The organism is Pseudomonas sp. Os17 (genome assembly GCF_001547895.1).
Taxonomy (GTDB): Bacteria; Pseudomonadota; Gammaproteobacteria; order Pseudomonadales; family Pseudomonadaceae; genus Aquipseudomonas.
This window is the reverse complement of record NZ_AP014627.1, coordinates 2,500,718-2,525,109: the sequence shown is the minus strand read 5'-3', so window position 1 is coordinate 2,525,109 and position 24,392 is coordinate 2,500,718. Positions and strand designations below refer to the sequence as shown.

The 24,392-nt window shown below is 65.9% G+C and carries 19 protein-coding genes; 4 read left to right on the top strand and 15 right to left on the bottom strand.

What is annotated here, in order from left to right:
- Positions 1 to 34: 34 nt before the first annotated feature.
- From POS17_RS11380 to POS17_RS11350, 7 genes are all read right to left on the bottom strand, one after another.
- A complete protein-coding gene (locus tag POS17_RS11380) occupies positions 35 to 1,147 on the bottom strand; it encodes a M50 family metallopeptidase (protein WP_060838633.1) in 1,113 nt (370 codons plus the stop codon).
- A 173-nt stretch (positions 1,148 to 1,320) separates the two neighbouring features.
- Positions 1,321 to 2,367 (bottom strand): RNA 3'-terminal phosphate cyclase, encoded by a 1,047-nt coding sequence (gene rtcA / locus POS17_RS11375; RefSeq protein WP_060838632.1) that lies wholly within the window; start codon positions 2,365 to 2,367, stop codon positions 1,321 to 1,323.
- Positions 2,368 to 2,375: 8 nt separating this feature from the next.
- Positions 2,376 to 3,164 carry a nucleotidyltransferase domain-containing protein gene (locus POS17_RS11370; RefSeq protein WP_060838631.1) on the bottom strand — a complete coding sequence of 263 codons (789 nt, stop codon included), beginning with the start codon at positions 3,162 to 3,164 and terminating at the stop codon, positions 2,376 to 2,378.
- A 16-nt stretch (positions 3,165 to 3,180) separates the two neighbouring features.
- Positions 3,181 to 3,825, bottom strand: a complete 645-nt coding sequence (locus POS17_RS11365; RefSeq protein ID WP_231979024.1) for a hypothetical protein — start codon at positions 3,823 to 3,825, stop codon at positions 3,181 to 3,183.
- An 18-nt stretch (positions 3,826 to 3,843) separates the two neighbouring features.
- Entirely contained in the window at positions 3,844 to 5,187 is a 1,344-nt protein-coding gene (locus POS17_RS11360) for a HEAT repeat domain-containing protein (RefSeq protein ID WP_060838630.1), read from the bottom strand.
- A gap of 4 nt (positions 5,188 to 5,191) precedes the next feature.
- Complete coding sequence (locus POS17_RS11355; protein WP_060838629.1) at positions 5,192 to 6,418, bottom strand: RtcB family protein; 1,227 nt, start codon at positions 6,416 to 6,418, stop codon at positions 5,192 to 5,194.
- Positions 6,419 to 7,183: 765 nt separating this feature from the next.
- Complete coding sequence (locus tag POS17_RS11350; protein WP_060838628.1) at positions 7,184 to 8,734, bottom strand: RNA-binding protein; 1,551 nt, start codon at positions 8,732 to 8,734, stop codon at positions 7,184 to 7,186.
- A gap of 204 nt (positions 8,735 to 8,938) precedes the next feature.
- On the opposite strand from POS17_RS11350, the gene rtcR reads away from it, so the two are divergent.
- Complete coding sequence (rtcR, locus tag POS17_RS11345; RefSeq protein WP_060838627.1) at positions 8,939 to 10,531, top strand: RNA repair transcriptional activator RtcR; 1,593 nt, start codon at positions 8,939 to 8,941, stop codon at positions 10,529 to 10,531.
- A gap of 602 nt (positions 10,532 to 11,133) precedes the next feature.
- On the opposite strand, the gene POS17_RS11340 is transcribed toward rtcR, so the two are convergent.
- On the bottom strand, positions 11,134 to 11,553 hold the full coding sequence (locus POS17_RS11340) for a PaaI family thioesterase (RefSeq protein WP_060838626.1): 420 nt from the start codon (positions 11,551 to 11,553) through the stop codon (positions 11,134 to 11,136).
- Between the two features lie 196 nt (positions 11,554 to 11,749).
- On the opposite strand from POS17_RS11340, the gene POS17_RS11335 reads away from it, so the two are divergent.
- Positions 11,750 to 12,547 (top strand): DUF4349 domain-containing protein, encoded by a 798-nt coding sequence (locus POS17_RS11335; RefSeq protein ID WP_060838625.1) that lies wholly within the window; start codon positions 11,750 to 11,752, stop codon positions 12,545 to 12,547.
- A gap of 154 nt (positions 12,548 to 12,701) precedes the next feature.
- On the opposite strand, the gene POS17_RS11330 is transcribed toward POS17_RS11335, so the two are convergent.
- A complete protein-coding gene (locus tag POS17_RS11330; RefSeq protein ID WP_060838624.1) occupies positions 12,702 to 13,295 on the bottom strand; it encodes an ATP phosphoribosyltransferase regulatory subunit in 594 nt (197 codons plus the stop codon).
- Positions 13,296 to 14,113: 818 nt separating this feature from the next.
- Positions 14,114 to 15,205, bottom strand: coding sequence for a DUF1615 domain-containing protein (locus tag POS17_RS11325; protein WP_060838623.1), 1,092 nt, complete (start codon positions 15,203 to 15,205; stop codon positions 14,114 to 14,116).
- A 422-nt stretch (positions 15,206 to 15,627) separates the two neighbouring features.
- Here POS17_RS11325 and POS17_RS11320 point away from each other — a divergent pair, with 422 nt between their 5' ends.
- Both POS17_RS11320 and POS17_RS11315 read left to right on the top strand, forming a co-directional pair.
- The gene (locus POS17_RS11320; protein ID WP_060838622.1) at positions 15,628 to 16,242 is read left to right on the top strand and encodes a LysE family translocator; all 615 of its coding nucleotides are present in this window, start codon (positions 15,628 to 15,630) and stop codon (positions 16,240 to 16,242) included.
- A 63-nt stretch (positions 16,243 to 16,305) separates the two neighbouring features.
- Entirely contained in the window at positions 16,306 to 17,856 is a 1,551-nt protein-coding gene (locus POS17_RS11315) for an FAD-dependent oxidoreductase (RefSeq protein ID WP_060838621.1), read from the top strand.
- 169 nt (positions 17,857 to 18,025) lie between these two features.
- Here the strand turns inward: POS17_RS11315 and POS17_RS11310 are convergent, their stop codons facing one another.
- The 5 genes from POS17_RS11310 to POS17_RS11290 all read right to left on the bottom strand — a co-directional run bounded on the left by POS17_RS11310 (position 18,026) and on the right by POS17_RS11290 (position 24,372).
- Entirely contained in the window at positions 18,026 to 20,500 is a 2,475-nt protein-coding gene (locus tag POS17_RS11310) for a TonB-dependent siderophore receptor (protein WP_060838620.1), read from the bottom strand.
- Positions 20,501 to 20,597: 97 nt separating this feature from the next.
- Complete coding sequence (locus POS17_RS11305) at positions 20,598 to 21,569, bottom strand: FecR family protein (RefSeq protein ID WP_060838619.1); 972 nt, start codon at positions 21,567 to 21,569, stop codon at positions 20,598 to 20,600.
- Positions 21,566 to 22,087: a sigma-70 family RNA polymerase sigma factor gene (locus POS17_RS11300; protein WP_060838618.1), complete on the bottom strand. Its 522-nt coding sequence runs from the start codon at positions 22,085 to 22,087 to the stop codon at positions 21,566 to 21,568. Before POS17_RS11300 ends, POS17_RS11305 begins: the two co-directional genes overlap by 4 nt.
- 117 nt (positions 22,088 to 22,204) lie before the next feature.
- Positions 22,205 to 23,179 (bottom strand): porphobilinogen synthase, encoded by a 975-nt coding sequence (gene hemB, locus POS17_RS11295; protein ID WP_016962997.1) that lies wholly within the window; start codon positions 23,177 to 23,179, stop codon positions 22,205 to 22,207.
- A gap of 347 nt (positions 23,180 to 23,526) precedes the next feature.
- Positions 23,527 to 24,372, bottom strand: a complete 846-nt coding sequence (locus tag POS17_RS11290; RefSeq protein WP_060838617.1) for a PhzF family phenazine biosynthesis protein — start codon at positions 24,370 to 24,372, stop codon at positions 23,527 to 23,529.
- Positions 24,373 to 24,392: the final 20 nt, after the last annotated feature.

The following is a 24,392-nucleotide window of genomic DNA, read 5'->3' as shown; positions in this document are numbered from 1 at the left end:
CGCTGCGAAGAACTGCGCCCGGCGCAGCGGCGCGCTACGGCTGCGCCAGGGCCCGCAGGTGTGCGGCCAGCAAGGCTTCGCTGCACCCCTGGGAGCGCACCACGCAGTTATCCGCCGCCTGCAGCGCTTGCTGCACATAGGCCTCGCCCTGCCGATGATCACCTGCAAGGATGGCCGCCAATGCCTGGCAGCGCGGCCGCAACCAGGGCGTAAACCAGTCGACATCGGCACTCATCGACAGGCCCTTGAGCAGCCCGGCGTCGCGCTGCAGGTAGGCCCGGCTGAAACCCAGCTCGCCACGCAACAGCTCGATCAGGCCGCTCATGCCGGTCAACTCCCCGGCCCGGGCGGCAAGCAGCTGGTCCAGCTCCTGCTCCATCTGCAGAACCCCGGACCAGTCGCCCTGGTCCTGCCTTGCATTGAGCCGGTAGCCGAAGGCAACCAGAGGGCCGGGCATGGCGCCCTGGGCCAGCAGGTCGAGGTCCCGGGCCGGCAGTTGCGCGCTGGGCACCCCGGCCACGGTCAGGGCCAGCAGACGCGCCTGGGCCAGCTCCGGACGTTGATCGTCGCGGTGCAGGTACCACCCCAGCGCCAACATGCCGTCGCTGGGCAATACCTGCCAGGCCGGCAGCAGATTACCCACCCCCAGCACCAGATTGATGATGGCAAAGGCCAAAGCCAGGGCCCCGGGCACCCCTTGCCAGTACAGCCCGAGCGCCAGGGCCATGCCCGCCACCAGCAGATTCAGCAGCGGCCCGCCGAGGGCCATCAGCATCCATTGCCGACGCAACGGCCGTTGCAGGTTGCTCGCCGCCATCACATAGCCCCCCAGGCGATTGCGCTTGAGCTGCGGCGACCAGCGCAGGCGCCAGCCGCGGCGCAACACCTGCACCTCCACCGCGGCGATCCGCGCCTGCAACACCGGCATCCCGCAGCAGCGGGCTCCCAGGTAGTGCCCGCCCTCATGCACCATCACGCCGATGATCATCAGCAGCGAGGCCAGGAAGACCGCCAGAAAGGGCTGCCACTCGGACTTGATGGTGAACCCCAGTAACAGCGCGGCGAGAAAAAAGCCGCCGAGCACCACCAGGTGCTGCACCAGCGTCAGCAGTTTGTTCAAGGCCTTGAGCCAGCTGTTGCGATCCATTGCGTACTTCTCCGAACGTGAAGCCGGGCATTATCCGGCAACGCCGCCCCCCGTGGGAGACGGTGTGCCAGCGAAGCAGCCCTTGAGTCCTGCGGCGATGTCAGGGCCGCTTCCACGGGCAAGCCAGCTCCTGAGGGATGAGGAGCGCCGGGCAATGCCGGCCCCGATGGCGATCAGGTGGCGGACTCATTGCCGTGGCGGGCCAGACACTCGACCCGCAGCGCCTGCGCATTGCCCGTCTGTGTCTGGATGCGCACCGGCAGGAACGCCTCGATCACGCGGATATTGCTTTCCAGGTGCTCGGTCATGCGCGGCGTGGTGAAACTGCCGCCGCCGGCCAGGGCCATGGGCAGCAACAGTTGATCGGCCAGGTGCTCGGCCACCGCGGCGCCGGAATCCAACCAGTCCCGAGCCTGATCGATGGCAAGGTCAGCGACCTTCTCCGCCCGCAGGCTGTTCTGACCGAAGCCGCAAAACAGCTCGGTCAGGTGTTCAAAGGTGTACTCCAGCAACAGCACATTGCCCGGGCCGTATTGTTCATCCAGCTGCACCGGGGTGAGGTGCTCCCGTGGCAGTTCCAGGCGATTGTGCACCCGGCGCAACTCGCGCTCCGCCACATGCTCGGGCAGGCCCGCGCTCAGCGCCCAGGCCCGACGCCCCAGCAGTGCGCCACGCGCCTCCAGGTGCAGGGGCTGCAACACCGAAGGCTGGACAAAGGCCTCCAGCTCACCACCGCCGGCCGGGACAAAACCGTGGCGCAGCAGTTGCAGCTCGACCCGCCCGCCCATGCGCCGCAGTAACGGCAGCCAGGCCTGCTGGAGAAAATCCACCGGTGGCGCCAGGGGGTTGTGGGTGCCGCCACTGATGCTCACGCGGCTGGGCTGCGGCGCGTACAACAAGGCCGGCAGCAGGGTCTGCAGCACCAGGGTGCAACTGCCAGCGGTGCCGATGGCGAAGCGGTAGTCGCCGCCACGGATCGGCCCCGGCTCGAAGGTCAGGGCCTGGGAGCCGAGTTCGACCCCCGAGGTCTTGGCGCCGCACACCTGGGCCGCCGCCTGCACCGCCGTCAGGTGCTGGCGCAGCAGCCCCGGGCGGCTGCGCCGGGCACGAATATTATGGATACGCAGGGTCTTGCCGCTAAGCATCGATAAGCTCAAGGCGCTGCGCAGTACCTGGCCGCCGCCGATGGCGCCGTCCAGTTCGATGACTTCCTGTTTCATTTCATTCCTCAGGCGTAGTGCCGGACCGTTTCCCGCAGGTAGGCGTCCAGCAACGCATTGTCTTCATGGGTGCGCGCCAGTTTCGGCACCGGGCGTTCCAGCTCGGCGGCGATAAAGGCGTGCAGTGCCGGGCGTCGCGGCCCGTAGGCGGACTCCTCGGCGCTGCGTTTCAAGGCCAGCAGCTCGGCCACTTCGTCCAGCAGCGGTGGGTGGTCGACCGTGGTCAGCAGGTCGGCGAAGGTCATCGGCGGTCGGCCGCGGCCTTGATCGATCCAGCGCACCGCGAGCAAGGGCCGTAGTACGTAGAAGTACTTCTTGAAACGCACGCTGTCGCCTTGCAGGTAACCGCGAAAGTTCTTCTTGGCCATCGACAGATAATGATTGCGCGCCGCCGGCGGGCTGTAGAACGCCTCCGCCAGCTCCCGCAAGCGCGCGGTGGCGGCCGCTTCGCTGCGATACACCAGGGGCGAATCCAGCCATTCCAGCAGGGTCGGGTTGGACTTGCGCAACAGCCCGAGGGTCTTGCGCAGTTCCCAGCCGCTGATGTCCAGCTCGTCGTCCAGGGGACGTTCGATCACGTCGCGCCCGGCCTCCACCTGGATGAACCATTCGGGCTTTTCCACGTAGACGAAACGCACGTCGTAATCACTGTCGGTGGAGGCAAAGCCCCAGGCCCGACTGCCGGATTCGCAGGCGTACAGCACCTGCACATTGCGCTCGCGCTCGATCCGCGCCAGCTCGGCCAATACCCGCTCACGCATGGCGCTGCTCAGGGGATGACGCTCCAGGTGTTCCATGATCCTTTTTCCTTGTTCAATCGGTGGCGCTGGCAGCCAGCACACTCAGGGTCCGACGCACGGGGTTCCACACCGTCAGGCACCAGACGCCCCACCACTCCAGGCCTTCGTCGAAATAGTCACTCCAGGGCTGCAGGTGCGGGCCCATGTCCGGCGCCTGACAGTCCAGTTCCAGGTTGCCTACCCAGTTGATCACCTGGGGCTGCTGTTCGGGGTCCAGCCCCAGCAGGTCCAGCCATTGGCCGTACACCTGCCGCGCCTGCTCGGCGCCGCCGGGGAAATGCAGCCCGTATGGCGGCTGGCGAAACGCCCGGTACAAGGCCAGCTCCTGCTGCTCCAGGTTTTCGCAGACCAACTGCCGGACCTGCTCCTGACTGAGCGCCTCGGGCACCGCCCGCTCCTGCTCCCAGCGCATCGACGTCAGGCCGACGTCGGCGTAGCGCGGGTCCTGGCGCAGTTGCTCCCAGCGCTCGCGGCGTTCGGCCATCAAGTGCTGGTAGAGGTGCTGCAAGCCCTGGCGATGCAGGGCTTGATCCACCACCGCCTCGGGTTCGACCGCCAGCAGCACAAAATCGAAGACGCAATACACCTCCTTCAGTTGCTGGCGTAGCGCGCGGCAGTGTTCATCTTCTATTCGGGTCAACAGTGGCCGCGGCTGCATAAAGGCGCTCTCCATTTTTCAAAGCAGGCGCTGGGCTGTACCTGCGGGCAATTCACCGGCTGCCTCCATGGCCTGCAAGCGCTGCAGCATGGCTTCGCGCAGCGGCTTGGGGGTGACCGGGTCGAACATCCCGTAGCGGCTATCGCACCAGTGCGCCAGGGTCTGGCGCCAATAGGCGGCTTCGCTGCCGCCCTGCCCCAGGCGCCACAGCAGGTACTCCAGCTGGCGCCAGCCCGGCTTGAGGGCCAGCAGGGCCCAGCGCCGCGCCTTCGGCAGGTCGTGCCAGTGCTGGTCCAGACGCTGTTCCAGGGCTTCGTCGAACACCGCCCAGGGTTGCTCGTGCAACAGGCCCAGGGCGCAGTTGAAGACCTTGTCCGAGGCGTCGTCCAGGGCCGCCAGTTGCTCGGCCATGCCACGCTCGCCCAGGGTCTGCAGGGCCAGCAGGCGCACACTCGGCGCCGGCGAGGCCAAGGCCTGGCGCACCATGACATCGGCCATGGGCTCCTGCAGTTCCTTGACCAACCCCAACAGCCCCAGCCAAGCGCGCTTGTTCCGTGGTGCCGGCTGTTGCAGCCGTTGCAGCAACACCTCGCGCGGGTCCAGCCCATGACGGGGCGCGGCCCAATGGGCCAGGCAACGCAAGGCCCCCGAAGGGTCCAGCAATGCCTGACTCAGATACTCGCGAGGATCGGCCAGCAACGGCAGCAGCAAGCGCAGCGCCTTGACCCGCACACTGGCACCGCAGCTGTGCATCACCTCTTCCAGCAGGGGCACGGCCTGCCCGGCAGGCAGCTCGGCGCAGGCATCCACGGCCATCTGCCGCACGCTGACTTCGCTGTGGCGCAAAGCCCGGGCCAGCAGCGCTGCCCGATCCTGCGCCCCTTCGAGCAACAGCTCGAAGACAAAGCGCGCGGCCTTGCCCCGGCAATCGCCAAAGGCGTCTTCAACTTCTTCGCGTACCTGGGCCAGTTGCAACACCGAACGCGCCCGTTCCAGGGTCGCGCCGTGGTCGGCGCGTTGCTTGCCGGCCAGGGCCAGCAGCGGCTTCAGGCTTTGCAACAGCAGCTCGGCGCGCTCTGGCGCCAGATACCCCTCGACCGCCGCGGCGGCCTCCAGGCGCACCTGGGGCACCCAATCGTTGAGGCGCTCCAGCAAGGCCGCCAAGGCCTCGGCCGAAGGCAGCGCGGCCAGGTGGCGCACCGCCGCCTGACGCACGAAACCGTTGCCAAAGCGGCTCAGTTCCAGCCAGGCGCTGTGCCGATCCAATTCGTCCATCACCTCCCGCACGCGGCGGGCTTCGTAGTCGCTCAGCTGGTAATGCCAGCCGGGCGGCGCCGCTATCAAGGCGTCCATGTCGTCCATTGTTCTACCCCTTAACGCACACCACCTGACGCAGGGTGTGCAGCACTTCCACCAGCTCGCGCTGGGCGTGCATCACTTGGTCGATGTCCTTGTAGGCCATCGGGATTTCGTCGATCACCGCTTCGTCCTTACGGCACTCCACATGAGCGGTCGCGCGGATCTGGTCGGCCAGGGTGAAGGTGTTCTTGGCCTTGGTGCGGCTCATGGTACGCCCCGCGCCGTGGCTGCAGGAGCAGAACGCCTCCTCGTTACCCAGCCCGCGAACGATGAAGCTCTTGGCCCCCATCGACCCCGGAATGATCCCCAGCTCGCCCTTCTTCGCCGACACCGCGCCCTTGCGGGTCACCAGCACCTCTTCACCGAAGTGGCGCTCCTTCTGCACGTAGTTGTGGTGGCAGTTGACGGCCTCCAGCGCCACCTCGAAGGGCTTGCTGATCACCTTGCGGGTGGCCTGGATCACCAGTTGCATCATCAGCTCACGGTTCTGCCGGGCGAAATCCTGGGCCCAGGCCACGGCTTCCACGTAATCGTCGAAGTGTTGGCTGCCTTCCTCGAAGTAGGCCAGGTCACGATCCGGCAGGTTGGCGATATGTTGACGCATATCGGCCTGTGCCAGATGAATGAACAGGTTGCCGATGGCGTTACCTACGCCACGGGAACCGCTGTGCAGCATGAACCAGACCCGGTTGGCTTCATCCAGGCAAACCTCGATGAAGTGGTTACCGCCGCCGAGGGTTCCCAGGTGCTGGCGGTTGTTGCTGTTGGCCAGGGCCGGGTACTTATCGGTGATCGCCTTGAAGCGCGGGTGCAGCGCAGCCCAGGCCTGGTCGGTCTGCTGCGGCACATCACCCCAGGCGCCCTTATCGCGACCGCTACGGGGCGAAGTACGACCGTGAGGCACCGCGGCCTCGATGGCGCTACGCAATCCGGCCAGGTTATCCGGCAGGTCCGAGGCGGTCAGCGAAGTACGGGCGGCGATCATTCCGCAACCAATATCCACCCCGACCGCGGCCGGGATGATCGCGCCTACGGTGGGGATCACGCTACCGATGGTCGACCCCTTACCCAGGTGCACGTCGGGCATCACTGCCAGGTGCTTGAAGATGAACGGCATCTTCGCGGTGTTCATCAATTGCTGGCGGGCTTCGTTTTCCACGGGCACGCCCTGGGTCCACATCTTGATCGGCTTGCCGTTGGCCACTTCCAGCAGTTGGTAGGTTTTGTGTTCCATGTCGTTGACTCTTTTTCCTGTGGCCGCTGATTCAGCCTTGTTCATTAGGGTGTGTAGGAGCCGGGGGCGCAGAAGACGATCTCAAGGGTCTCTTCGCTGGCAAGCCAGCTCCTACGGAATTTCGGTGTTCGGTACAGACGGCGACAAGTGAAGGTGGAACATGCAGCGCGCTCTGCCTCTGAGCTAGCACCTTGCGGTGAACGGGACTCGAACCCGCGACCTCGCTGTCCTGTAGTTCCACCGGCATTCGCCGGGTCAATCGGTGCAGGCCAGGCCTGCGGGCAGCGACAAGGGAACAGGCACATTTGCTCTACCGACTGAGCTACAGCCTTGCGGCTGGCGGGGCTCGAACCCGCGACAAAATGTAGTACCCGTGGCATTCGCTGCCATCCCGCCGAGGCGGGAAAAAAGATGCGACGACAAGAGTCGATGGAACAATGCGTTCGTGTTCTGACCATTGAACCACGGCGCCGTTTTCCAGCACCGGCGGGAATCGAACCCGCATCCCGAACCTGGGATGTAGTTCCATCCGCATTCGTCGCAAAAACTGCAAAAAAGGTGGCACGACAAAAGTAGTGACTGATGGCCGGATTCGAACCGGCTTAACCAGGATGTACAGCCACTGGCATTCGTGCCCTCACCGGCCCTGACAAAAGTTGCTGAGACGCCTTTGGATGTAGTCACAGCGGCATTCAGGGCCAATGATCAAAAAATCTGTGGTGTGCACCGGCTGGCCGGCGCACGGTTTATCTCATGTTCCAGCGATCAGAGCGGCATCGCCTCGATTGCCTTGACCCAGTGCTGCGCACCGTAGTTGCCCGCAGTGAACTGCTCGATCACATCGAACACCGCATCACTGAAGCCGCCGACGTTGAGGATGTCCTCGCGGTCTGGCGCCTGGGTCGTGGCGCCGGGTTGCATATCGATGCACACCAGCTTCGCCTGCGGGTTGATGGCCCGGATCCGCTCCCACTGGCGCATCGTTTCCGTAGCGCCGTGGCGCCGCGCATCGATCCACGACTCGTTGTCCGAGACCAGGATCAGGGTGTCCACGCGGCTCTTGGCGTTGGCTAACTGCGCCAGGGGCGCCGAGCAGTTGGTCCCGCCTCCGCCGATGTTGGCCAGCTTCTGTGCATTGCTCATCACGCTGTCCCGCGGGTTGAGGTGGATGTTCACCACACCCCGCTCGAACGGCATGACCCGCGCCGCCGGCTGCTTGCGCAACACCGCCGCCGCCACCAGTGCCGCCACATCGATGCAACGCACCGCGGTGGTGGCGCCCTGGCGATAGCCGGTGACCGGGCTGTGCATCGAGCCCGAGACATCCGGGCAGACCACCACGTGGCCCGCCAGCGCCGGCACGTTGGCCAGGGACAGCTCCAGGGCATCCTGCAGCGCCTCGCGGACCGCTTGCGGCACGTCCTCGCCGGCCATGCGGTAGGCCGCCAGCAACTGGTACGGGTAGACCCGGGCCTTGGCCACTTCACCGGCATCCGCCAGCCGCGCCGCCACGTACTCGCTGCAACCCGGCACCTGGAACGCGCCGTGGCGCGCCAGGGTGTTGAGGTTCATGCGCAGCCCCTGCCAGCCCATGTTGCGGGCCTGTGCCGCCCATTGTCCGGCGCTCAGGGTCTCGTTGCCGAGCAACTGGAACGGCACCTGCGGCACTTCCTGTGTCGCCCCGCTGCGAAACGCCAGCAGGTCGCGGGTCAGCTCAGGCAACGCCTGCACATCCACCGGCTTGCCGATCACCCAGGCAAAGAAGGCTTCGCGCCAGGCATCGCTTGGCTTGGGGTGAACCATCTTCAGCACGTCCGCCAGGGACGGCTTGGTGCCGATCGAAGCCTGCAACAGCTGACGCTCGCTGGCCGTGTTCAACCAGTTCTGCACCAGGCGCTTGGGCTGCGACCCCAGGGATTTGCGCCCGGTCACGCCGCTGCGCAGGATCTGCACGAAGTTGCGCAGCATCTTGCCGTTGTCCACCACCTGGGCGAACAGCTCCGGCACCAGGGCCGAGCGTTGCGCGGTCAGCGCCGCCAGCAGCAGCGCCGGCATGTCCTTCATATGGCCTTGCTGCCGAGCGTAACGGGCGGCCTGGGCGACGAAGCGGCTGTCCAACTCGCTCACCAGTTGCAGCACCGCGTCCAGCTGGCCTTCAGGCGAGGTGTAGAAGGTCGAGTTCAGGCAACCGGTGACCGCCAGCTGGGCCAGGCGATGCTTGGCGTTGTAGGCATAGGCCGGTGCCTTGGAAGCGTTCAGGGTGGTGCTCGCTGGCGCTTTTGCCTGTTGGGTGTTGAACAGCTGGAAGTTGGCCATCTTGGCGTCTCGCTCTGTTGTCTCGTTCGTTGCCAGATACATTGCAGCCGCTGTGCCAGGTTTTATTTTTCCAGCAAATTATTTTTTAACTTATTGATTTATAACGGTTTTATTTTTATTCTCTTTTTCACTGGCCATTCGACAAGACAAACGCCTCGATATTTTTATATCTTTGCCTATCGCTTTTTATCTTCAGGTATAAACATGTCGAGCAAGCCCACGGTCGCCATCGGTTTTATCGGTTCCACCCTCGATCGCGTCGGCAAGGGCGCCAATCGCTGGAGCCATTGGCGGCCCACGGTCGGTCTGTGCCAGCAGCAGGACGTGCTGATCCAGCGCCTGGAACTGATCCACGGCCTGGACGCCCGGGATGTCAGCCTGGCCGAACGGGTGGCCAACGACGTGCGCCAGGTGTCGCCGGAAACCGAAGTGCGCCTGCACCCCATGGGCCTGAACAACCCCTGGGACTTCGAGGAGGTCTACGCCGCCCTGCACGACTTCACCAGCGCCTACCCGTTCGACACCGAGCGCGAGGATTACCTGGTGCACATCACCACTGGCACCCACGTGGCGCAGATCTGCTGGTTCCTGCTGACCGAGGCGCGCTACCTCCCTGCCCGACTGATCCAGACCTCGCCGGCCCGGCGCCGCGACCCCAGCGAACACGCCACCGGCACCCACGCGCTGATCGACCTCGACTTGTCGCGCTACGACCGCATCGCCTCGCGTTTTGCCCACAGGCGCCTGGAAGGCCTGGCTTTCCTCAAGTCCGGGATCGCCACCCGCAACCCGGCGTTCAACCGCTCCATCGAGCAGATCGAACGGGTCGCGGTGCGCTCCAAGGCACCGATGCTGCTGATCGGCCCCACCGGTGCCGGCAAGTCGTTCCTGGCCCGGCGCATCTATGAACTCAAGCGTGGGCGGCATCAGGTGCAGGGGCGTTTTGTCGAGGTCAACTGCGCCACCCTGCGCGGCGACGGTGCCATGTCGGCGCTGTTCGGGCATATCAAGGGCGCCTTCACCGGCGCCCAGAACGCCCGGGAGGGCCTGCTGCGGGCGGCCCACAGCGGCATGCTGTTTCTTGATGAAATCGGCGAGCTGGGGCTGGACGAACAAGCGATGCTGCTCAAGGCCATCGAGGAAAAACGCTTCTTCCCCATGGGCGCGGACCAGGAGGTGCAGAGCGACTTCCTGATCATCGCCGGCACCCACCGCGACCTGCGCGACCGGGTGGCCCAGGGCCTGTTCCGCGAAGACCTGTATGCGCGGATCAACCTCTGGACCTTCAACCTGCCGGGGCTGGCCGGGCGCCGCGAAGACATCGAGCCGAACATCGACTTCGAGCTGGAGCGCCACGCCCGGGAGCAAGGGCAACTGGTGCGTTTCAACCTGGAGGCGCGGCGCCGCTACCTGGCCTTCGCCAGCTCCAGCGAAGCGGCGTGGCTGGGCAACTTCCGCGAGCTGTCGGCATCCATCACCCGCATGGCCACCCTGGCCGACAGCGGACGCATCGACCAGGCCCAGGTCGAAGAGGAAATCCAGCGCCTGCGCCACGCCTGGGGCCTGGAAAATGCCGAGGATGAACTGCAGCAACTGTTGGGCGCCGAGGTAGAGCTGGACCTGTTCGACCGCCTGCAGCTCAAGGCGGTGATTGCCGAATGCCGTCGCGCCGACAGCCTCTCGGACGCCGGGCGTCGGCTGTTCGGCGTATCGCGCCAGGGCAAGGCCAACCCCAACGACGCCGACCGCCTGCGCAAATACCTGGCGCGCTTCGGCCTGGACTGGAAGCAGCTGTAGCCGCTGCCGCAGGCTGCGCACGGCCCGTAGGGACGCAGGGTTCTCAAGATCGATAGCGGTTTGGCTGGCGATCGCCAAGCAAGGTCCTGCGGACCTTTGCGCAGCCTCGCTGACGCTCGGCAGCAGCTACAAGGCCCATGCCGATCCGGTATTTGTGTAGCCGCTGCCGCAGGCTGCGAACGGCCCGCAGGGACGCAGGGTTCTCAAGATCGATAGCGGTTTGGCTGGCGATCGCCAGGCAAGGTCCTGCGGACCGTTGCGCAGCTTCGCCATGGCTCAGCAGCGGCTACAGGCCAATGCCGATCCAGGATTTATGTAGCCGCTGCCGCAGGCTGCGAACGGCCCGTAGGGACGCAGGTCTCTCAGGATCGATAGAGGTTTGGCTGGCGATCGCCAAGCAAGGTCCTGCGGACCTTTGCGCAGCCTCGCTGACGCTCGGCAGCGGCTACAGTCCAATGACAATCCGGGATTTGTGTAGCCGCTGCCGCAGGCTGCGAACGGCCCGCAGGGACGCAGGGTTCTCAAGATCAATAGCGGTTTGGCTGGCGATCGCCAAGCAAGGTCCTGCGGACCTTTACGCAGCTTCGCAGGCTCAGCAGCGGCTACAGGGCTGCGGTTGGGACGGCGAAGACGCCGCTGGCCCGGGCCACTTCACGCTCGCCGACTCGCAGCACCACGGTGGCAAAGGCCATCTGCCGGCCGCGCTTGGCATGCTCCAGGCGCACCTCGATCCATTCCCCGACCTGCACCGCCCCCAGGTAGTCGAGGGTCATGCTGGCGGTGATCAGCGGCAACGGCGGCTCGCTGGAGAACGCCATGGCGTAGCCCATGCCGATGTCCGCCAGGGTGGCGATGATGCCGCCATGCACCGTGCCCCGGCCGTTGGCATGGCGGGTGTCGGCGCGCAGGCCGAGGCACAGTTCACGGCCACTGCCACGCCCATAGACCGGGCCGATCAGCTCCAGCAGCGGGCTGTTGCGAGGCCAGGGACTGAAGCCCGGGGGGATGTCCGATTCGCTCATGAGGTTCTCCTTGAACCGCTGGGTAACGAGGGTTGCACAGGGCGACAGGTGTAGCCCTGATTGACCAAGGTGCCCATGAGCATCAGCCAGGCAAATGGATGAAAATAAGTTGCGCCGCGATCGTGGTGATCCCGGGAACAGCGGTAAGATGCGCGCCTGCGCCCTAGCCGCAGTTTCAAGTACTCAAGGAGCCTCCATGCAACATCAGGACGATCACCCTGCCATCCGCCGTCGACTGGCCTTTGCCCTCTTCGGCGCCCTGGCCCTCAGTGCCTGTTCCCCCAGTGATCACAACAGCTCCGCGGTGGCCCTCGGCGGCGCCCAGGGCAAGGCTGGCGCCCTGCTGGCCTACGAGCACGAACTGACCCTGTCCCTGCCCGCCGAACAGATCGGCCCGCACCTGGAACAAACCCGCGAGTCCTGCGAAAAGGCCCAGTTCGGCGCCTGCAACATCCTGCTTCTGGAGCAGAGCAAGTACCGCGCTCGGGTGGTGTTGCGAATCGCCCCGGACGGTGTCGAACCCATCGTCAAGCAGGCGTCCGAAGGGGCCGAACTGGGCGAGCGGGTCACCAGCGCCGAAGACCTGGCCGACGCCGTGGCCGATGTGCAACGCCAGCAACAGCGACTCAAGGCCCAGCAACAGCGCCTGGATGAACTGGCGGCGCGCAAGGACATCAGCGTCAGCGACCTGATCGCCCTGAGCAAGGAGCAGGCAGGCATCGAGAATGACCTGCAGGCCCTGGCCCAGACAGCTGCCGGACACCAGCGTCGCCTGGACACCAACCGCCTGACCCTGAACTTCCTGCCCAGTGACGGCGCAGAACGCGGTTCAAGCCTCAAGCGCGCCCTGCGCGACCTGCCGGACAACCTGGCCGAGGGCACTGCCGCAGCCCTGGAGAAAGGCAGCCAGGCCCTGCCCTTCGTGATCCTGGCCTTCCCGCTGGCACTGCTGTGGGTCTGGCTGTGGCGCAAGTTCGTGCGTCGCCGCCCCTGAGTTTTGCGGCACCCTTGCGGGCGCCTTCGCTGGCAAGCCAGCTCCTACGGTTAGCCCACACACCGCGCAAGGCCCCGTAGGAGCCGGCTCTCCGGCAAAGAGGCCGGCGAATCCTGCAGCGCTCCCAACGGCGCCTTCGCTGGCCAGCCAGCGCCTACGACTGGGGTTGCAGCGCCAGTTGCAGGCGCTCCAGGCCGATGCCGAATCCGGCACCTTCGCGGTAGGCGCCGGCACCTACCACTTGCTGTTGCGCACCCAACTGCGGGCAACGCACCTCGAAACCTTCGCCATTGAGGTAGTAGGTCAGGCCGCGCTTGACCCCGAGGTTGAGCTCGTACTCCAGGCCCAGGGCATCCAGAAAGCCAACGCACAGTTCCCGCGCGCGCTCCAGCGCCTGCAAGGGTTTGGGCCCCAGTATCTCCAGGCCCAACTGGGTGAATTCTCGATACCGCCCGGCTTGCGGCCGTTCATAGCGATAACAGCGAGCGACGTAGAAAAAGATCGCCTGCTCCCGTCCTGCCAACAGCTCGCGGGCGGTTTCCTGGAACAGTGCAGTGGCTTCCGGAATCAGGCAGCACGGCCGTCCGGCCTTGTCGTTGAAGGCCCACATCTGGCCGATGACTTCACTGCCGCCGGCCTTTTCGATAAAGGTGTCCTGGCCCCACAGCGCCGGGACTATGACTTCTTCAGCACCCGCTTCGATGAAGCCAGCTCCGGAAGCGCTCTTCCAGGGTGCGTAGGGCGGCAGCTTGCGGGCCGGTGATCATTCGAGTGCCACGGAGCATGGTCATGGGTGTTTCCTCTTGGTTTTTGACAGGCAATAAAAAAGGCGCCTTGTCGGGCGCCTTTGGTTTTTTTCATCGTTGGTCAGTGATCGCAGTGTCTGGATGACTGACCGCTCGACGCGCACACGCGACCACGGCCCCGAAGCTGAGGTCGATGGTGATGCAGGCGGGAGTCGAGGCGGAAAAAATTCATGGCGCATCCTGCCACGCGACCCAAGTGCCTGACAAGCCGCCCAATCATCCGGCACTCGCCGACGAAGAGGCCTGAGGGTCCTGCTGCGCTCTCAAGGACGCCTTCGCTGGCAAGCCAGCGCCTACGGCAGACAGGAACACCTCAGCGCCCAATCGTAGGAGCCGGCTTGCCGGCGAACAGGACCGCAAGCCTCGCATCGCCCTGACGGACGCCTTCGCTGGCAAGCCAGCGCCTACGGCAGGCAGGAACACCTCAGCGCCCAATCGTAGGAGCCGGCTTGCCGGCGAACAGGACCGCAAGCCTTGCATCGCCCTGACGGACGCCTTCGCTGGCAAGCCAGCTCTTACGGCAGGCAGGAACACCTCAGCACCCAATCGTAGAAGCCGGCTTGCCGGCGAACAGGACCGCAAGCCTTGCATAGCCCTGACGGACGCCTTCGCTGGCAAGCCAGCGCCTACGGCAGGCAGGAACATCTCAGCGCCCAACCGTAGGAGCCGGCTTGCCGGCGAACAGGACCGCAAGCCTTGCATCACCCTGACGGACGCCTTCGCTGGCAAGCCAGCTCCTACGACGGGCAGGCCCTTGGGGTTACAGCGGCCGTTGCAGGCAACGCTGGTAGCGTTCATCCACGCGCTTGGCGAACCAGGCGGTGGTCAACTGGCGGGTGATCTTCGGGCTCTTGAGTTCGATGCCCGGCAACTGCTGGCGTGGCACGGGCCGGCCGGCGGCTCGATCGGCCAGGGCAAACACCTGGCGGTACAGCTCGGTCTGGGCGAAGTCCTGGCGGTCGCCCTGTTCCATCTGCTCACGGATCTGCGGGTTGCGCAGCCCCAGTTGCTTGCCCAGGGTGCGCACCGCCAGTTCGGTACTGCCGGGCAGGAGCGAGTCGTAACGGATCAGGTCGCCGTCCAGGGCCAACTTGATCCCGCTGAGGCGGCTGACCGCAGCCTGGAAGGCAGCGTTGCGGCTGGCGTACCAGCCGGCGTTGAAGTCGGCGAAGCGGTACAGCGGTTGCGGGTAGTCCACCGGGTAGCCCAAAAGGTGGGCGATGCCGAAGTACAGGCCGCCACGGCGACTGAAGACTTCATGGCGAATGGTGCCCTGCACCGGATAGGGATAGCCCTGAGCATGCTGCTGGGCAAACTCGATGCTGACCTGCATCGGCCCGCCGGTGTGCACCGGGTTGAAACGGCCGAACAGGGTCTGGCCCAGGGGCACCTGGCCGATGAAGTCGTCGAAGATCGCGCTCAGCTCCTTCTCGCTGCGGGCCCGGGCCAGGCGCTGGCTGTAGGACTGGCCGTCCGCGCCGCGCACTTGCAGGGCGGCGCTGACCAGCAACGCCGGCACATGCACCTTGGCCGCGCGGCGGTCGATTTCCTCCCGGGCAATGCGTCCCAGGCCCGGCACCGTCGGGTCGACCTGGAAGGTCGATTCCTGCTCGGTCACCGCCAGCACCGCGCACAGGTTGCTCGGGCTCGGTTCCAACCCCTGGGCGCTGAAGGCCACCTGGATGTCCCGGGCCCAGCCCTGGCGGTCGCCGACATGGGCCGGCAGCAGGCGCAGGATCCGCGCCTGGGTCTGCTCCGGGGTCAGCGTCGGTGCCTGGGGGCCACGTGGGCTGGCGCAACCGGCCAGCAGCGACAGGCCCAGGCAGCAACTGAGAAGACGAGAGGAAATCATGGGACTCCGCAAGATGGCTGGACGAGGGCCGTGCAAGTAAAGCAGCGGCTGGGGCGTTCGACCAAAGAATGCGAGCGCTGTTCCCGCCACGCCCTGTAGCCGCTGCCGCAGGCTGCGAAAGGCTGCGGACCCTGAGGCCTCTGCGTGATCGACGGGAAATCGCCAGGCAAGGTCCTGCGGACCTTCGCGCAGCTTCGCAGGCTCAGCAGCGGCTACGGCCAATGCCGATCCGGGGTTTGTGCCACCGCTGCCGCAGGCTGCGAAAGGCTTCGGACCCTGAGGCCTCTGCGTGATCGACGGGAAATCGCCAGGCAAGGTGCGCAGCTTCGCAGGCTCAGCAGCGGCTACAGGCTAAAATCCTTCTATTGGCGGTGTGGCTGGGTGTACTTTGATGACCCCGCCCTCAATGGAGTGACACCCGGATGTTGACCCTGGATTTTCTGCTTACCAGCCTGATTGTCGTGCTGATTCCCGGCAGCGGCGTGATCCTGACCATTTCCACCGCCCTGGTGGCCGGCAAGCGCGCCAGCCTGTTCACCGCCATCGGCTGCACCGCCGGGATCGTCCCGCACCTGCTGGCCTCGATCCTCGGCCTGTCGGCGATCCTGCACACCAGCGCCCTGGCCTTCCAGGGCCTGAAGTTCGCCGGGGTCGCCTATCTGCTCTACCTGGCCTACGCCACCTGGCGTGATCGCTCGGCCTTTGCGGTGGACAGCAAGGCGGTGAGCCACGGCGCCGGCGCGCTGATGCTCAAGGCCTGCCTGCTGAACATCCTCAACCCCAAGCTGACCATTTTCTTCCTGGCCTTCCTGCCCCAGTTCATCGCCCACGACGGCAGCGACCCGATCCCGCAGATGCTGCTCCTGAGCGGCGTGTTCATGGCCATGACCTTCTTCGTGTTCGTGCTCTACGGCCTGCTGGCCAATCTGTTCCGTACCGCGGTGATCGAGTCGCCCAAGGTGCAGAACTGGTTGCGCGGCAGCTTTGCCGCAAGCTTCGCGGGACTGGGCCTGAACCTGGCCTTCGCCCAGCGTTGACCCCGCGGCAGGCGCCGCCCGCAGTCCGATGCATAACGTTGATCTCTTAGCGAGGGCAAACACATGAACTGCAGCGACGTACTGATCATCGGCGCCGGCCCCACCGGCCTGGTGCTGGCGCTCTGGCTGCGCCGGCAGGGGATCAAGGTACGGATCATCGACAAGACCCTCGGCCCGGGCACCACCTCCCGGGCCCTGGCGGTGCAGGCCCGGACCCTGGAGCTGTACCGCCAGCTGGACCTGACCCAGGCCATCGTCGAACGCGGCCACCACGTGCCGGCGGTCAACCTCTGGGTCCGCGGCGAACGGGCCGCACAACTGCCGTTCAACGCCATCGGCGAAGACCTGACGCCCTACCCCTTCCTGCAGATCTTTCCCCAGGACGAACACGAGCAGCTGCTGATCGAGCGCCTGGCGCTGCTGGGGGTGGAGGTCGAACGGGGCACCGAACTGCTGGCCTTCACCGACCACGGCCACCTGATCAACGCCCGCCTGCGCGGCCCCGACGGCCGCGAGGAACACTGCCAGGCCTTCTACCTGGCCGGCTGCGACGGCGCCCGCTCCACGGTGCGCAAGACCCTGGGCAGCGGCTTTCCCGGCGGCACCTACCAGCAGGTGTTCTATGTCGCCGATGTCGAGGCCAGCGGCCCGAGCATCGACGGCCAGTTGCACGTGGACCTGGACGACGCCGACTTTCTCGCGGTGTTTCCCCTGGCCCACAGCGGCCGCGCGCGGCTGATCGGCACGGTGCGCGACGAACGGGCCGAACACCCGGAAAACCTGCGTTTCGAAGACGTCAGCCAGCGCGCCATGCGCCAGCTCAAGGTCGAGGTGAACCAGGTCAACTGGTTCTCCACCTACAAGGTGCATCACCGGGTGGCCGAGCAGTTTCGCTGCGGCCGGGTATTCCTGCTGGGGGACGCCGCCCATGTGCACAGCCCGGCCGGCGGCCAGGGCATGAACACCGGGATCGGCGACGCCATCAACCTGGCCTGGAAACTGGCGGCGGTGCTCAGCGGCCAGAGCGCCGAAAGCCTGCTGGACAGCTATGAGATCGAACGCATGGAGTTTGCCCGGCGCCTGGTGGCCACCACCGACCGGGTGTTCAGCTTCGCCACCGCCGATGGCCCGGTCGCCTACCTGGTACGCACCCGCCTGGCGCCCCTGCTGCTGCCGAAGATCGCCGCCTTTGACAGTGCCCGGGAATTTCTCTTTCGCACCGTGTCGCAGATCACCCTCAACTACCGGGGCATGCCCCTAAGCGCCGGTGGCGTCGGCCCAGTGCACGGCGGCGACCGCCTGCCCTGGGTCCGCGACGGCGAGCACGACAACTTCGACAGCCTCGATCACCTGGGCTGGCAGGTGCACGTCTACGGCGTCACCAGCAACGCGGTACAGGACTGGTGCGCCGAACACCGGGTGCCGTTGCGCCTCTTCGACTGGCGCCCGGCCCACGCCCACGCGGGGCTGGCGCGCAACGCCCTGTACCTGCTGCGCCCGGACACCTACGTGGCCCTGGCCGAACGTTCGGCCGATCCGCGGGTGCTGGAGCGTTATTTCCGCGAGCGCGAGATCTCCCCGCAGAACAGCCCGGCCGCCCTCAAACCGCGCTGATCCGCGCTCGGCGCACTGCGCAGCCGGGGCCGGGCATCGGGTTGCACATGCATAGGCGCCGCCCTCCCCCCCCCTAGCCGCGGTTGCGACGGGTCATGGCTCCGCTCGACGCCGCACCGCCCAAGGCCTGAAGCGAGCGCGCAGAAAGCCTGCCCGAGCGCCAGGGCCCTTAGAAATCGGCCTTGACCGACAGGGTGAAGTTGCGCGGGTCGCCGTAGAAGTTGCCGAAGCCTTCGGTGCCGATGGTGGTGTAGTAGCGCTTGTCCAGCAGGTTGTTGCCGTTGAGCGCCAGGGACCAGGTGTCGTCGATGCGATAGCCGATGCGCCCGTTCCAGATCGCATAGCCGGCCTGGCTGATGTGCTTGCCGCTGGTGGGCGAGACCCGGTAGTTGTCGCTTTGCGCGTTGACCCCAGCCCCCACATTGAAGCGCTCCAGGGCACCGCCCAGTTGGTAGTCGCCCCACACCCGCAGCAGGTGCCGCGGCACGTAGGAGTTGAACGACTGGCCGTTCTTGCTGCTGTCGGCATCCTCCAGGGTCTTGGTCTGGGTGTAGGTGTAGCCGGCCAGCAGTTGCAGGCGTTCGATCACCTCACCGCTGACTTCGGCCTCAAAGCCCTGGGCACGGACCTTGCCCGAGTTCAGCGAGCAGGTGCTGTCCGGGCAGGCCGGATCGTCCTGCTGCGCATCCTCCTGAATCGTGCGGAACAGGCTGAAGGCGCTGTTCAGGCGACCGTCAAACCACTCGCCCTTGATCCCCGCTTCGTAGCTCTTGCCCACCAGCGGCTTGAGAGACGCACCGTCCAGGGTCCGATAGCTGCCCTGAGGGGTGAAGATGCTGGAGTAGCTGGCGTAGACCGTGAGGTTGTCGTTGAGGTCGTACAGCACCCCGGCGAACGGCGTGACCTCGCCGGTTTCCTTGGAACGGGCGCTGCTGGGGGTGCGGGTGTCGCGCCAGTAGGCCACGGCATCGTTCTGCGACTTGTACCAACTGACCCGGCTGCCCATGACCAGGGTCAGCGGGTCGGCGAGTTTCAGGCGCAGGGTGGAATACAGCCCCTGCTGCTGGATCCGCAGATCAGAGGGGCCGCCCCGGGTGGAATTGCTTTCGTAGTAGCTGGCATCGGGCTTGGGCAGGTGGTGATCGGGGTCCAGCACGTTCTGCCGCTGCGGCAAGCCGGCCACGGCGTAGAAGTCGTCCTTGATCGAGCGGCTGGCGTTGGCACCGACGACCAGTTCGTGCTCCCGGCCAAAGGCCTGGAAGCGGCCGTCGACATAGGCGTCAAAGCCGTAGTCCACCTGATCGTAGTCATAGGTGCTGCCCAGCATCAGGGTGCTGGAACGGTTGGCCCCCACCGGCACCGAACCGCTGGGGAAGGCGTACTCGATGTCCTGGGTGTTGCGGCTGTAGACCCCGGCCACCTTCAGCGCCCAGTCGTCGTTGAGTTGCTGCTTGAGGTCGGCGAAATAGGTCGCGCGCTTGCTGCGCGAGTTGTTCCAGGCGGTGTTCAGGCAGGTGGAACGGCCGAGCTTGAGGTCGCTGCCGTCGCTGTAGCGCGGCAGGCCGCCCCAGCACGGGCGCGAGTCGACGTCTTCATAGGCCATGCCCAGGCCCAGGGTGGTGGCGTCGCTGAGGTCGAAGTCCAGGGCGCCGTAGTAGACCTGATCCTTGCGCTCGCCCAGGTCGTAGAAATACTGCCGGGTCTGCTGGGTGACCACTGCCCGGCCACGGACGGTGCCGGCATCGTTCAACGGCCCGCCGGTGTCCACCTGGGCCCGGTAGTTGTCCCAACTGCCGGCGGACATCGTCAGCTCGGTGTGGGGCGTGGCCTGGCCGCGCTTGCGCACGAAGTTCACCGAGCCGGCGGTGCCGCCCGCGCCCTTGAGCATGCCGGCGGCGCCGCGCAAGATCTCCACCCGGTCATAGAAGGCCATGTCGCTGCTGAAGCTGTCGGCCTGCACGTAGCTGCTGCCCATGTCCAGGGGCACGCCGTCGTACTGATACTGGCCGGTCATGCGAAAGCCCCGGGAATAGAAATACTTGCCGCCCATGGGCGAGTCGTAGAGGGTGATGCCCGGGGTCTTTTCCATCACCTGGTCGATGGTGTTGAGGTTCTGGTCGTCGAGCATCTTGCGGGTGATCACGGTCACCGACTGCGGGGTTTCCTTCAGCGAGTGCTGGCCCTTGCCGATGGTCACCGCGCCGGTGGTGTAGGAACCGGAATACTCGGTGGTGGCCCCCAGCTCCTGGCCCTGCACCTGGGTGGTGCCCAGCTCCAGGGTGCCATTGCCCTTGGGCACGGGGCGCAGCACGTAGCTGCCGTTGCTCTGGGGTTCGGCCTGCCAGCCACTGCCGGCGAGAATCCGCGCAAAGCCTTCCTGCACCCCGTAATCCCCCTGGAGCCCCGCCGAACGCTGGCCGGCGGTCTGTCGCGCGTCGAAGGAAATCGCCGCCCCAGCAGCGCTGGCGTAGCGGCTCAGCACCTCGGTCAGATCCCCTGGGGCAATGTCGAAGCGGCGCACGGCGCTCTGCTCGCTGGCCGCCAGCGCGGTCAACGGCAACAGCGTCGCCCCGTAAACCGCCAGTGCACCCCAGAGCCCGAGCTTGATTGCCCGGGCCAACGTCGACTTGTGAACATCAGACATGCTTTGCCTTCCCCGCTAACGAAAATGAATCCACTGGGGGATAAGCCGGACCAGGGCTGGCCAACCTGCAAGGATCACGAAATTTTTTTCCGACGCTTCAGCCCAGGCGGCTGTCGGAGACCCGCACCCAGTAACGGGTATAGCGCTTGATCTGCAGCGAGAAACCGCTTTCCAACGCCGCCAGGGCACGGTCGGTGTCGTCGATGGGGAAGGCCCCGGAGATCTTCAGCCCGGCGATCTGCGGATCGCACTGCAGCACCCCGCGCCGGTAGCGCGACAGGTCGGCCAGCAAGTCCCCCAGGGGCCGGTCGATGGCGATGATGCTGCCCTGGCGCCAGGCGCCCACCGAAGCATCGTTGGGCCGCAGCGCGGCAAAGCCCCGGCCGCTGAACGCCAGTTGCTGGCCGGCCTCGACCCGACGCGGCGCGCTGCCATCGCCCAGGCTGACCTGCACCGCGTGCTCCAGCACCGCCACCTGCTCCTCGCGCTCGTCGCTGCGCAGCACGAAGCGCGTGCCCAGGGCCAGCACCTCGGCGTGTCGGGTCTGTACCCGGAACGGCCGCTGCAGCGGGTCGGCACCGGTGCTCACCAGCATCTCGCCCCACAGCAGCTGGACCTTGCGCTGCTGGCCGTCGAACTGCACGTTGATCGAGGTGTTGGTATTGAGCAGCAGCGAACTGCCATCCGCCAGGCGCACTTGTCGGCGCTCGCCGATCTGCGTCCGGTAGTCCGCCAGCAACTGCTGGGCGCTGTCGCTGCGCCAGCCCAGCCAGCCCAGGGAACCGGCCGAGGCCAGCACCACCAGGTTGCGCATCAGCTCGCGGCGCGAACGCCCGGCCCCGCGCAAGGTCGAGCCGGCCAGGCCGCCGGGCAGCGCCGAGATCTGCTCGCCCAACTGCTGCATGCGCTCCCAGGCCTGGCGGTGCAAGGGGTCGGCGGCCAGCCACTCGCGCCAGGCCGCCTGCTCCTGCTCGGAGGCGCTGCCGGAACGCAATTGCGCGTACCAGCGCGCCGCGCCGCTGATGGCCTGACGCTCGGCGACGCTCAGTTGCAGGCCGGCAAAGCTCATGACAGCTGCATCCGCATCTGCATCAGGCAGCAGTGCTCCATGGCCTTGGCCATGTAGTTGCTCACACTGCGCACGGAAATCTGCAGGCGCTCGGCGATCTGCTCGTAGGTCAGGCCGTCGCACTGGGACAGCAGGAAGGCCTGCTTGACCTTGGGCCCCAGGCCATCCAGCAGACGGTCGATTTCCATCAGCGCCTGGAACAATACGCTCTGCTCCTCCGGCGACGGGTGCTCGCCCTCGGGCACCCGGGCCAGGGCTTCGAGGTAGGCCTGCTCCAGGGAGCGGCGGCGAAACAGATCGATCAGCAAGCCCCGGGCAATGCGCGACAGGTAGGGCCGCGGCTCACGGATGTCCTGTGCGTTGCGGGCCTTGAGCACCCGCACGAAGGTGTCCTGAGCCAGGTCGGCGGCATCGAAGCCATTGCCCAGGCGCTGGCGCAGCCAGCCCTGCAACCAGCCATGGTGATGGGTGTAGAGATCGGTGACGGCGCAGCGCAGGGATAAGTCGTCGGCGGGCATGACAGTAAGGATTCATATTTGATAATGAATCGCATTGTCATGTAGAGGCGGAAGTCTTGGCAATAGCCACGAACGCCGGGCGGCGTTCGTGGAGGGACGGTTTGGCCGGGTTCGGGATCAGATCCCGGCCAGGGCCAGGTCCATGGCGAAGTAGGTGAAGATCAGGTCGGCGCCGGCGCGCTTGATCGAACCCAGGCTTTCACGCACCACCCGCTGCTCGTCGATGGCCCCGGCCTGGGCGCCGAACTTGATCATCGCGTACTCACCGCTGACCTGGTACGCCGCCACCGGCAGGCGCGAGGCCTCGCGGATGTCGCGGATGATGTCCAGGTAGGCCCCGGCGGGCTTGACCATCAGCGAGTCGGCGCCTTCCTGCTCGTCCAGCAGGGACTCGCGCACCGCTTCGCGGCGGTTCATCGGGTTCATCTGGTAGCTCTTGCGGTCGCCCTTGAGCGCGCTGCCACCGGCCTCGCGGAACGGGCCGTAGAGCGCCGAAGCGAACTTGGTGGAATAGGCCATGATCGGCGTCTGGGTGAACCCAGCGGCGTCCAGGGCGCGGCGGATGGCCTGGACCTGACCGTCCATGGCCGCCGACGGCGCGATCACGTCGGCGCCGGCACGGGCCGCGGCCACCGCCTGCTTGCCGAGGTTGATCAGGGTCTGGTCGTTGTCCACTTCATGGCCGTGCATCACGCCACAGTGGCCGTGCTCGGTGTATTCGCAGAAGCAGGTGTCGGACATCACGATCATCTCCGGCACCGCGTCCTTGGCGATGCGCGACATGCGCGACACCAGGCCGTTTTCCTTCCAGGTATCGCTGCCGTCGCAGTCCAGGTGGTGCGACACACCGAAAGTCATCACCGACTTGATCCCGGCGCGGGCGTAACGCTCGATCTCCCCGGCCAGCTTGGATTCGGGAATGCGCATCACCCCGGGCATGCTCTTGATCGGCACGAAATCGTCGATTTCCTCCTCGACGAAAATCGGCAGCACCAGGTCATTGAGGGTGAATTCGGTTTCCTGGAACAGACTGCGCAGTTGTTCGGAGCGACGCAGGCGACGGGGACGGGCTTCTGGGAACTGGCTGGACATGATTTTTCCTAAGGCTGAGCGCGGGACAACACGAGCGATGGCGAAAAAAGGCTGAAAGCTTATGCCCAGAGCCGCCGTGGTACAAACCCGCACGGCTCAAGAGAGTCTTGCGAATCTGCTAACAATCAGCGCCAGGCCCGCTATTCATGGGCTTGGCGAGGGCCCGCGCAGGCCGGCCTGCGACCATCTGACGCAAGACAGAGGAGCAGCAACAAGCAACAAGCAACAAGCAACAAGCAACAAGCAACAAGCAACAAGCAACAAGCAACAAGCTTCGAGCGGCAAGCGGCAAGCGGCAAGTGGCAACTGCGCCGGGCTGGGCTTGGAGCTGGAAACTTGCCGCGGCTTCACCCCGCGAGAAACTTGCCTTCAATACAGGTGACGGCAGAGCCGCCGATCCACACCTCATCGCCCACCTGCTCCACATCGATGGACCCAGCGCGGCCCATGCTCAGGCCCTGGCTGACCCGATAGCGCGACGGCGCCTGCCCGGTCCCCAGCAGCCACTGGGCGATCCCGGCATTGAGGCTGCCGGTGGCCGGGTCTTCGGGCATGCCGTCGCCGGCGATAAAGGCCCGCACCTCGAACTGCGCCTCGGTGTCATCGCGCTCGGGGTCACAGGGCGCGATCACCCCTACAGCCAGACCGATCAGTGCCGGGTAGTCCGGTTGCAGATCCAGCACCTGCTGGCGCTCACCGAGCATCACCGCCAGCCAGCCGGCGCCGTTGTCGACCCACTGCGCCTGGACGATATCCCCGGCTTTCAGGCCCAGGCCACGGCCTACCTGCTCCAGCACCTCGGGCTCCACCGGGCCGGACTTGAGCAGCGGCGGCGCGAGAAAGGCCAACTTTTCGCCCTGACGACGAATGCGCACCAGACCGACTTCACACTCCTGAATGATCTCCTCGCCCTGGGGCACCCCACCGGCTTCGAGCCAGGCATGGCAACTGCCCAGGGTCGGGTGACCGGCAAACGGCAGCTCCTGGAGGGTGGTGAAGATCCGCAGACGGTAGTCGGCGCGGGGGTCGCGGGGCTTGAGCAGGAAGGTGGTTTCGCTGAGGTTGGTCCAGGTGGCGAACGCGGCCATGCGTTCGTCACTGAGATTGTCGGCGTCGAACACAACGGCCAGGGGGTTGCCCTTGAGGGGGGTGGAGCTGAAGACGTCGATTTGTTTGAAGTTCAGGGCGGGCATTTAGAGGGAGCCTGGGGTCG

Excerpts from the sequence above, each read along its gene's own strand:
- POS17_RS11380 (WP_060838633.1), bottom strand. The coding sequence starts at position 1,147 with ATGGATCGCAACAGCTGGCTCAAGGCCTTGAACAAACTGCTGACGCTG.
- rtcA (WP_060838632.1), bottom strand. The coding sequence starts at position 2,367 with ATGAAACAGGAAGTCATCGAACTGGACGGCGCCATCGGCGGCGGCCAG.
- POS17_RS11370 (WP_060838631.1), bottom strand. The coding sequence starts at position 3,164 with ATGGAACACCTGGAGCGTCATCCCCTGAGCAGCGCCATGCGTGAGCGG.
- POS17_RS11365 (WP_231979024.1), bottom strand. The coding sequence starts at position 3,825 with ATGCAGCCGCGGCCACTGTTGACCCGAATAGAAGATGAACACTGCCGC.
- POS17_RS11360 (WP_060838630.1), bottom strand. The coding sequence starts at position 5,187 with ATGGACGACATGGACGCCTTGATAGCGGCGCCGCCCGGCTGGCATTAC.
- POS17_RS11355 (WP_060838629.1), bottom strand. The coding sequence starts at position 6,418 with ATGGAACACAAAACCTACCAACTGCTGGAAGTGGCCAACGGCAAGCCG.
- POS17_RS11350 (WP_060838628.1), bottom strand. The coding sequence starts at position 8,734 with ATGGCCAACTTCCAGCTGTTCAACACCCAACAGGCAAAAGCGCCAGCG.
- rtcR (WP_060838627.1), top strand. The coding sequence starts at position 8,939 with ATGTCGAGCAAGCCCACGGTCGCCATCGGTTTTATCGGTTCCACCCTC.
- POS17_RS11340 (WP_060838626.1), bottom strand. The coding sequence starts at position 11,553 with ATGAGCGAATCGGACATCCCCCCGGGCTTCAGTCCCTGGCCTCGCAAC.
- POS17_RS11335 (WP_060838625.1), top strand. The coding sequence starts at position 11,750 with ATGCAACATCAGGACGATCACCCTGCCATCCGCCGTCGACTGGCCTTT.
- POS17_RS11325 (WP_060838623.1), bottom strand. The coding sequence starts at position 15,205 with ATGATTTCCTCTCGTCTTCTCAGTTGCTGCCTGGGCCTGTCGCTGCTG.
- POS17_RS11320 (WP_060838622.1), top strand. The coding sequence starts at position 15,628 with ATGTTGACCCTGGATTTTCTGCTTACCAGCCTGATTGTCGTGCTGATT.
- POS17_RS11315 (WP_060838621.1), top strand. The coding sequence starts at position 16,306 with ATGAACTGCAGCGACGTACTGATCATCGGCGCCGGCCCCACCGGCCTG.
- POS17_RS11310 (WP_060838620.1), bottom strand. The coding sequence starts at position 20,500 with ATGTCTGATGTTCACAAGTCGACGTTGGCCCGGGCAATCAAGCTCGGG.
- POS17_RS11305 (WP_060838619.1), bottom strand. The coding sequence starts at position 21,569 with ATGAGCTTTGCCGGCCTGCAACTGAGCGTCGCCGAGCGTCAGGCCATC.
- POS17_RS11300 (WP_060838618.1), bottom strand. The coding sequence starts at position 22,087 with ATGCCCGCCGACGACTTATCCCTGCGCTGCGCCGTCACCGATCTCTAC.
- hemB (WP_016962997.1), bottom strand. The coding sequence starts at position 23,179 with ATGTCCAGCCAGTTCCCAGAAGCCCGTCCCCGTCGCCTGCGTCGCTCC.
- POS17_RS11290 (WP_060838617.1), bottom strand. The coding sequence starts at position 24,372 with ATGCCCGCCCTGAACTTCAAACAAATCGACGTCTTCAGCTCCACCCCC.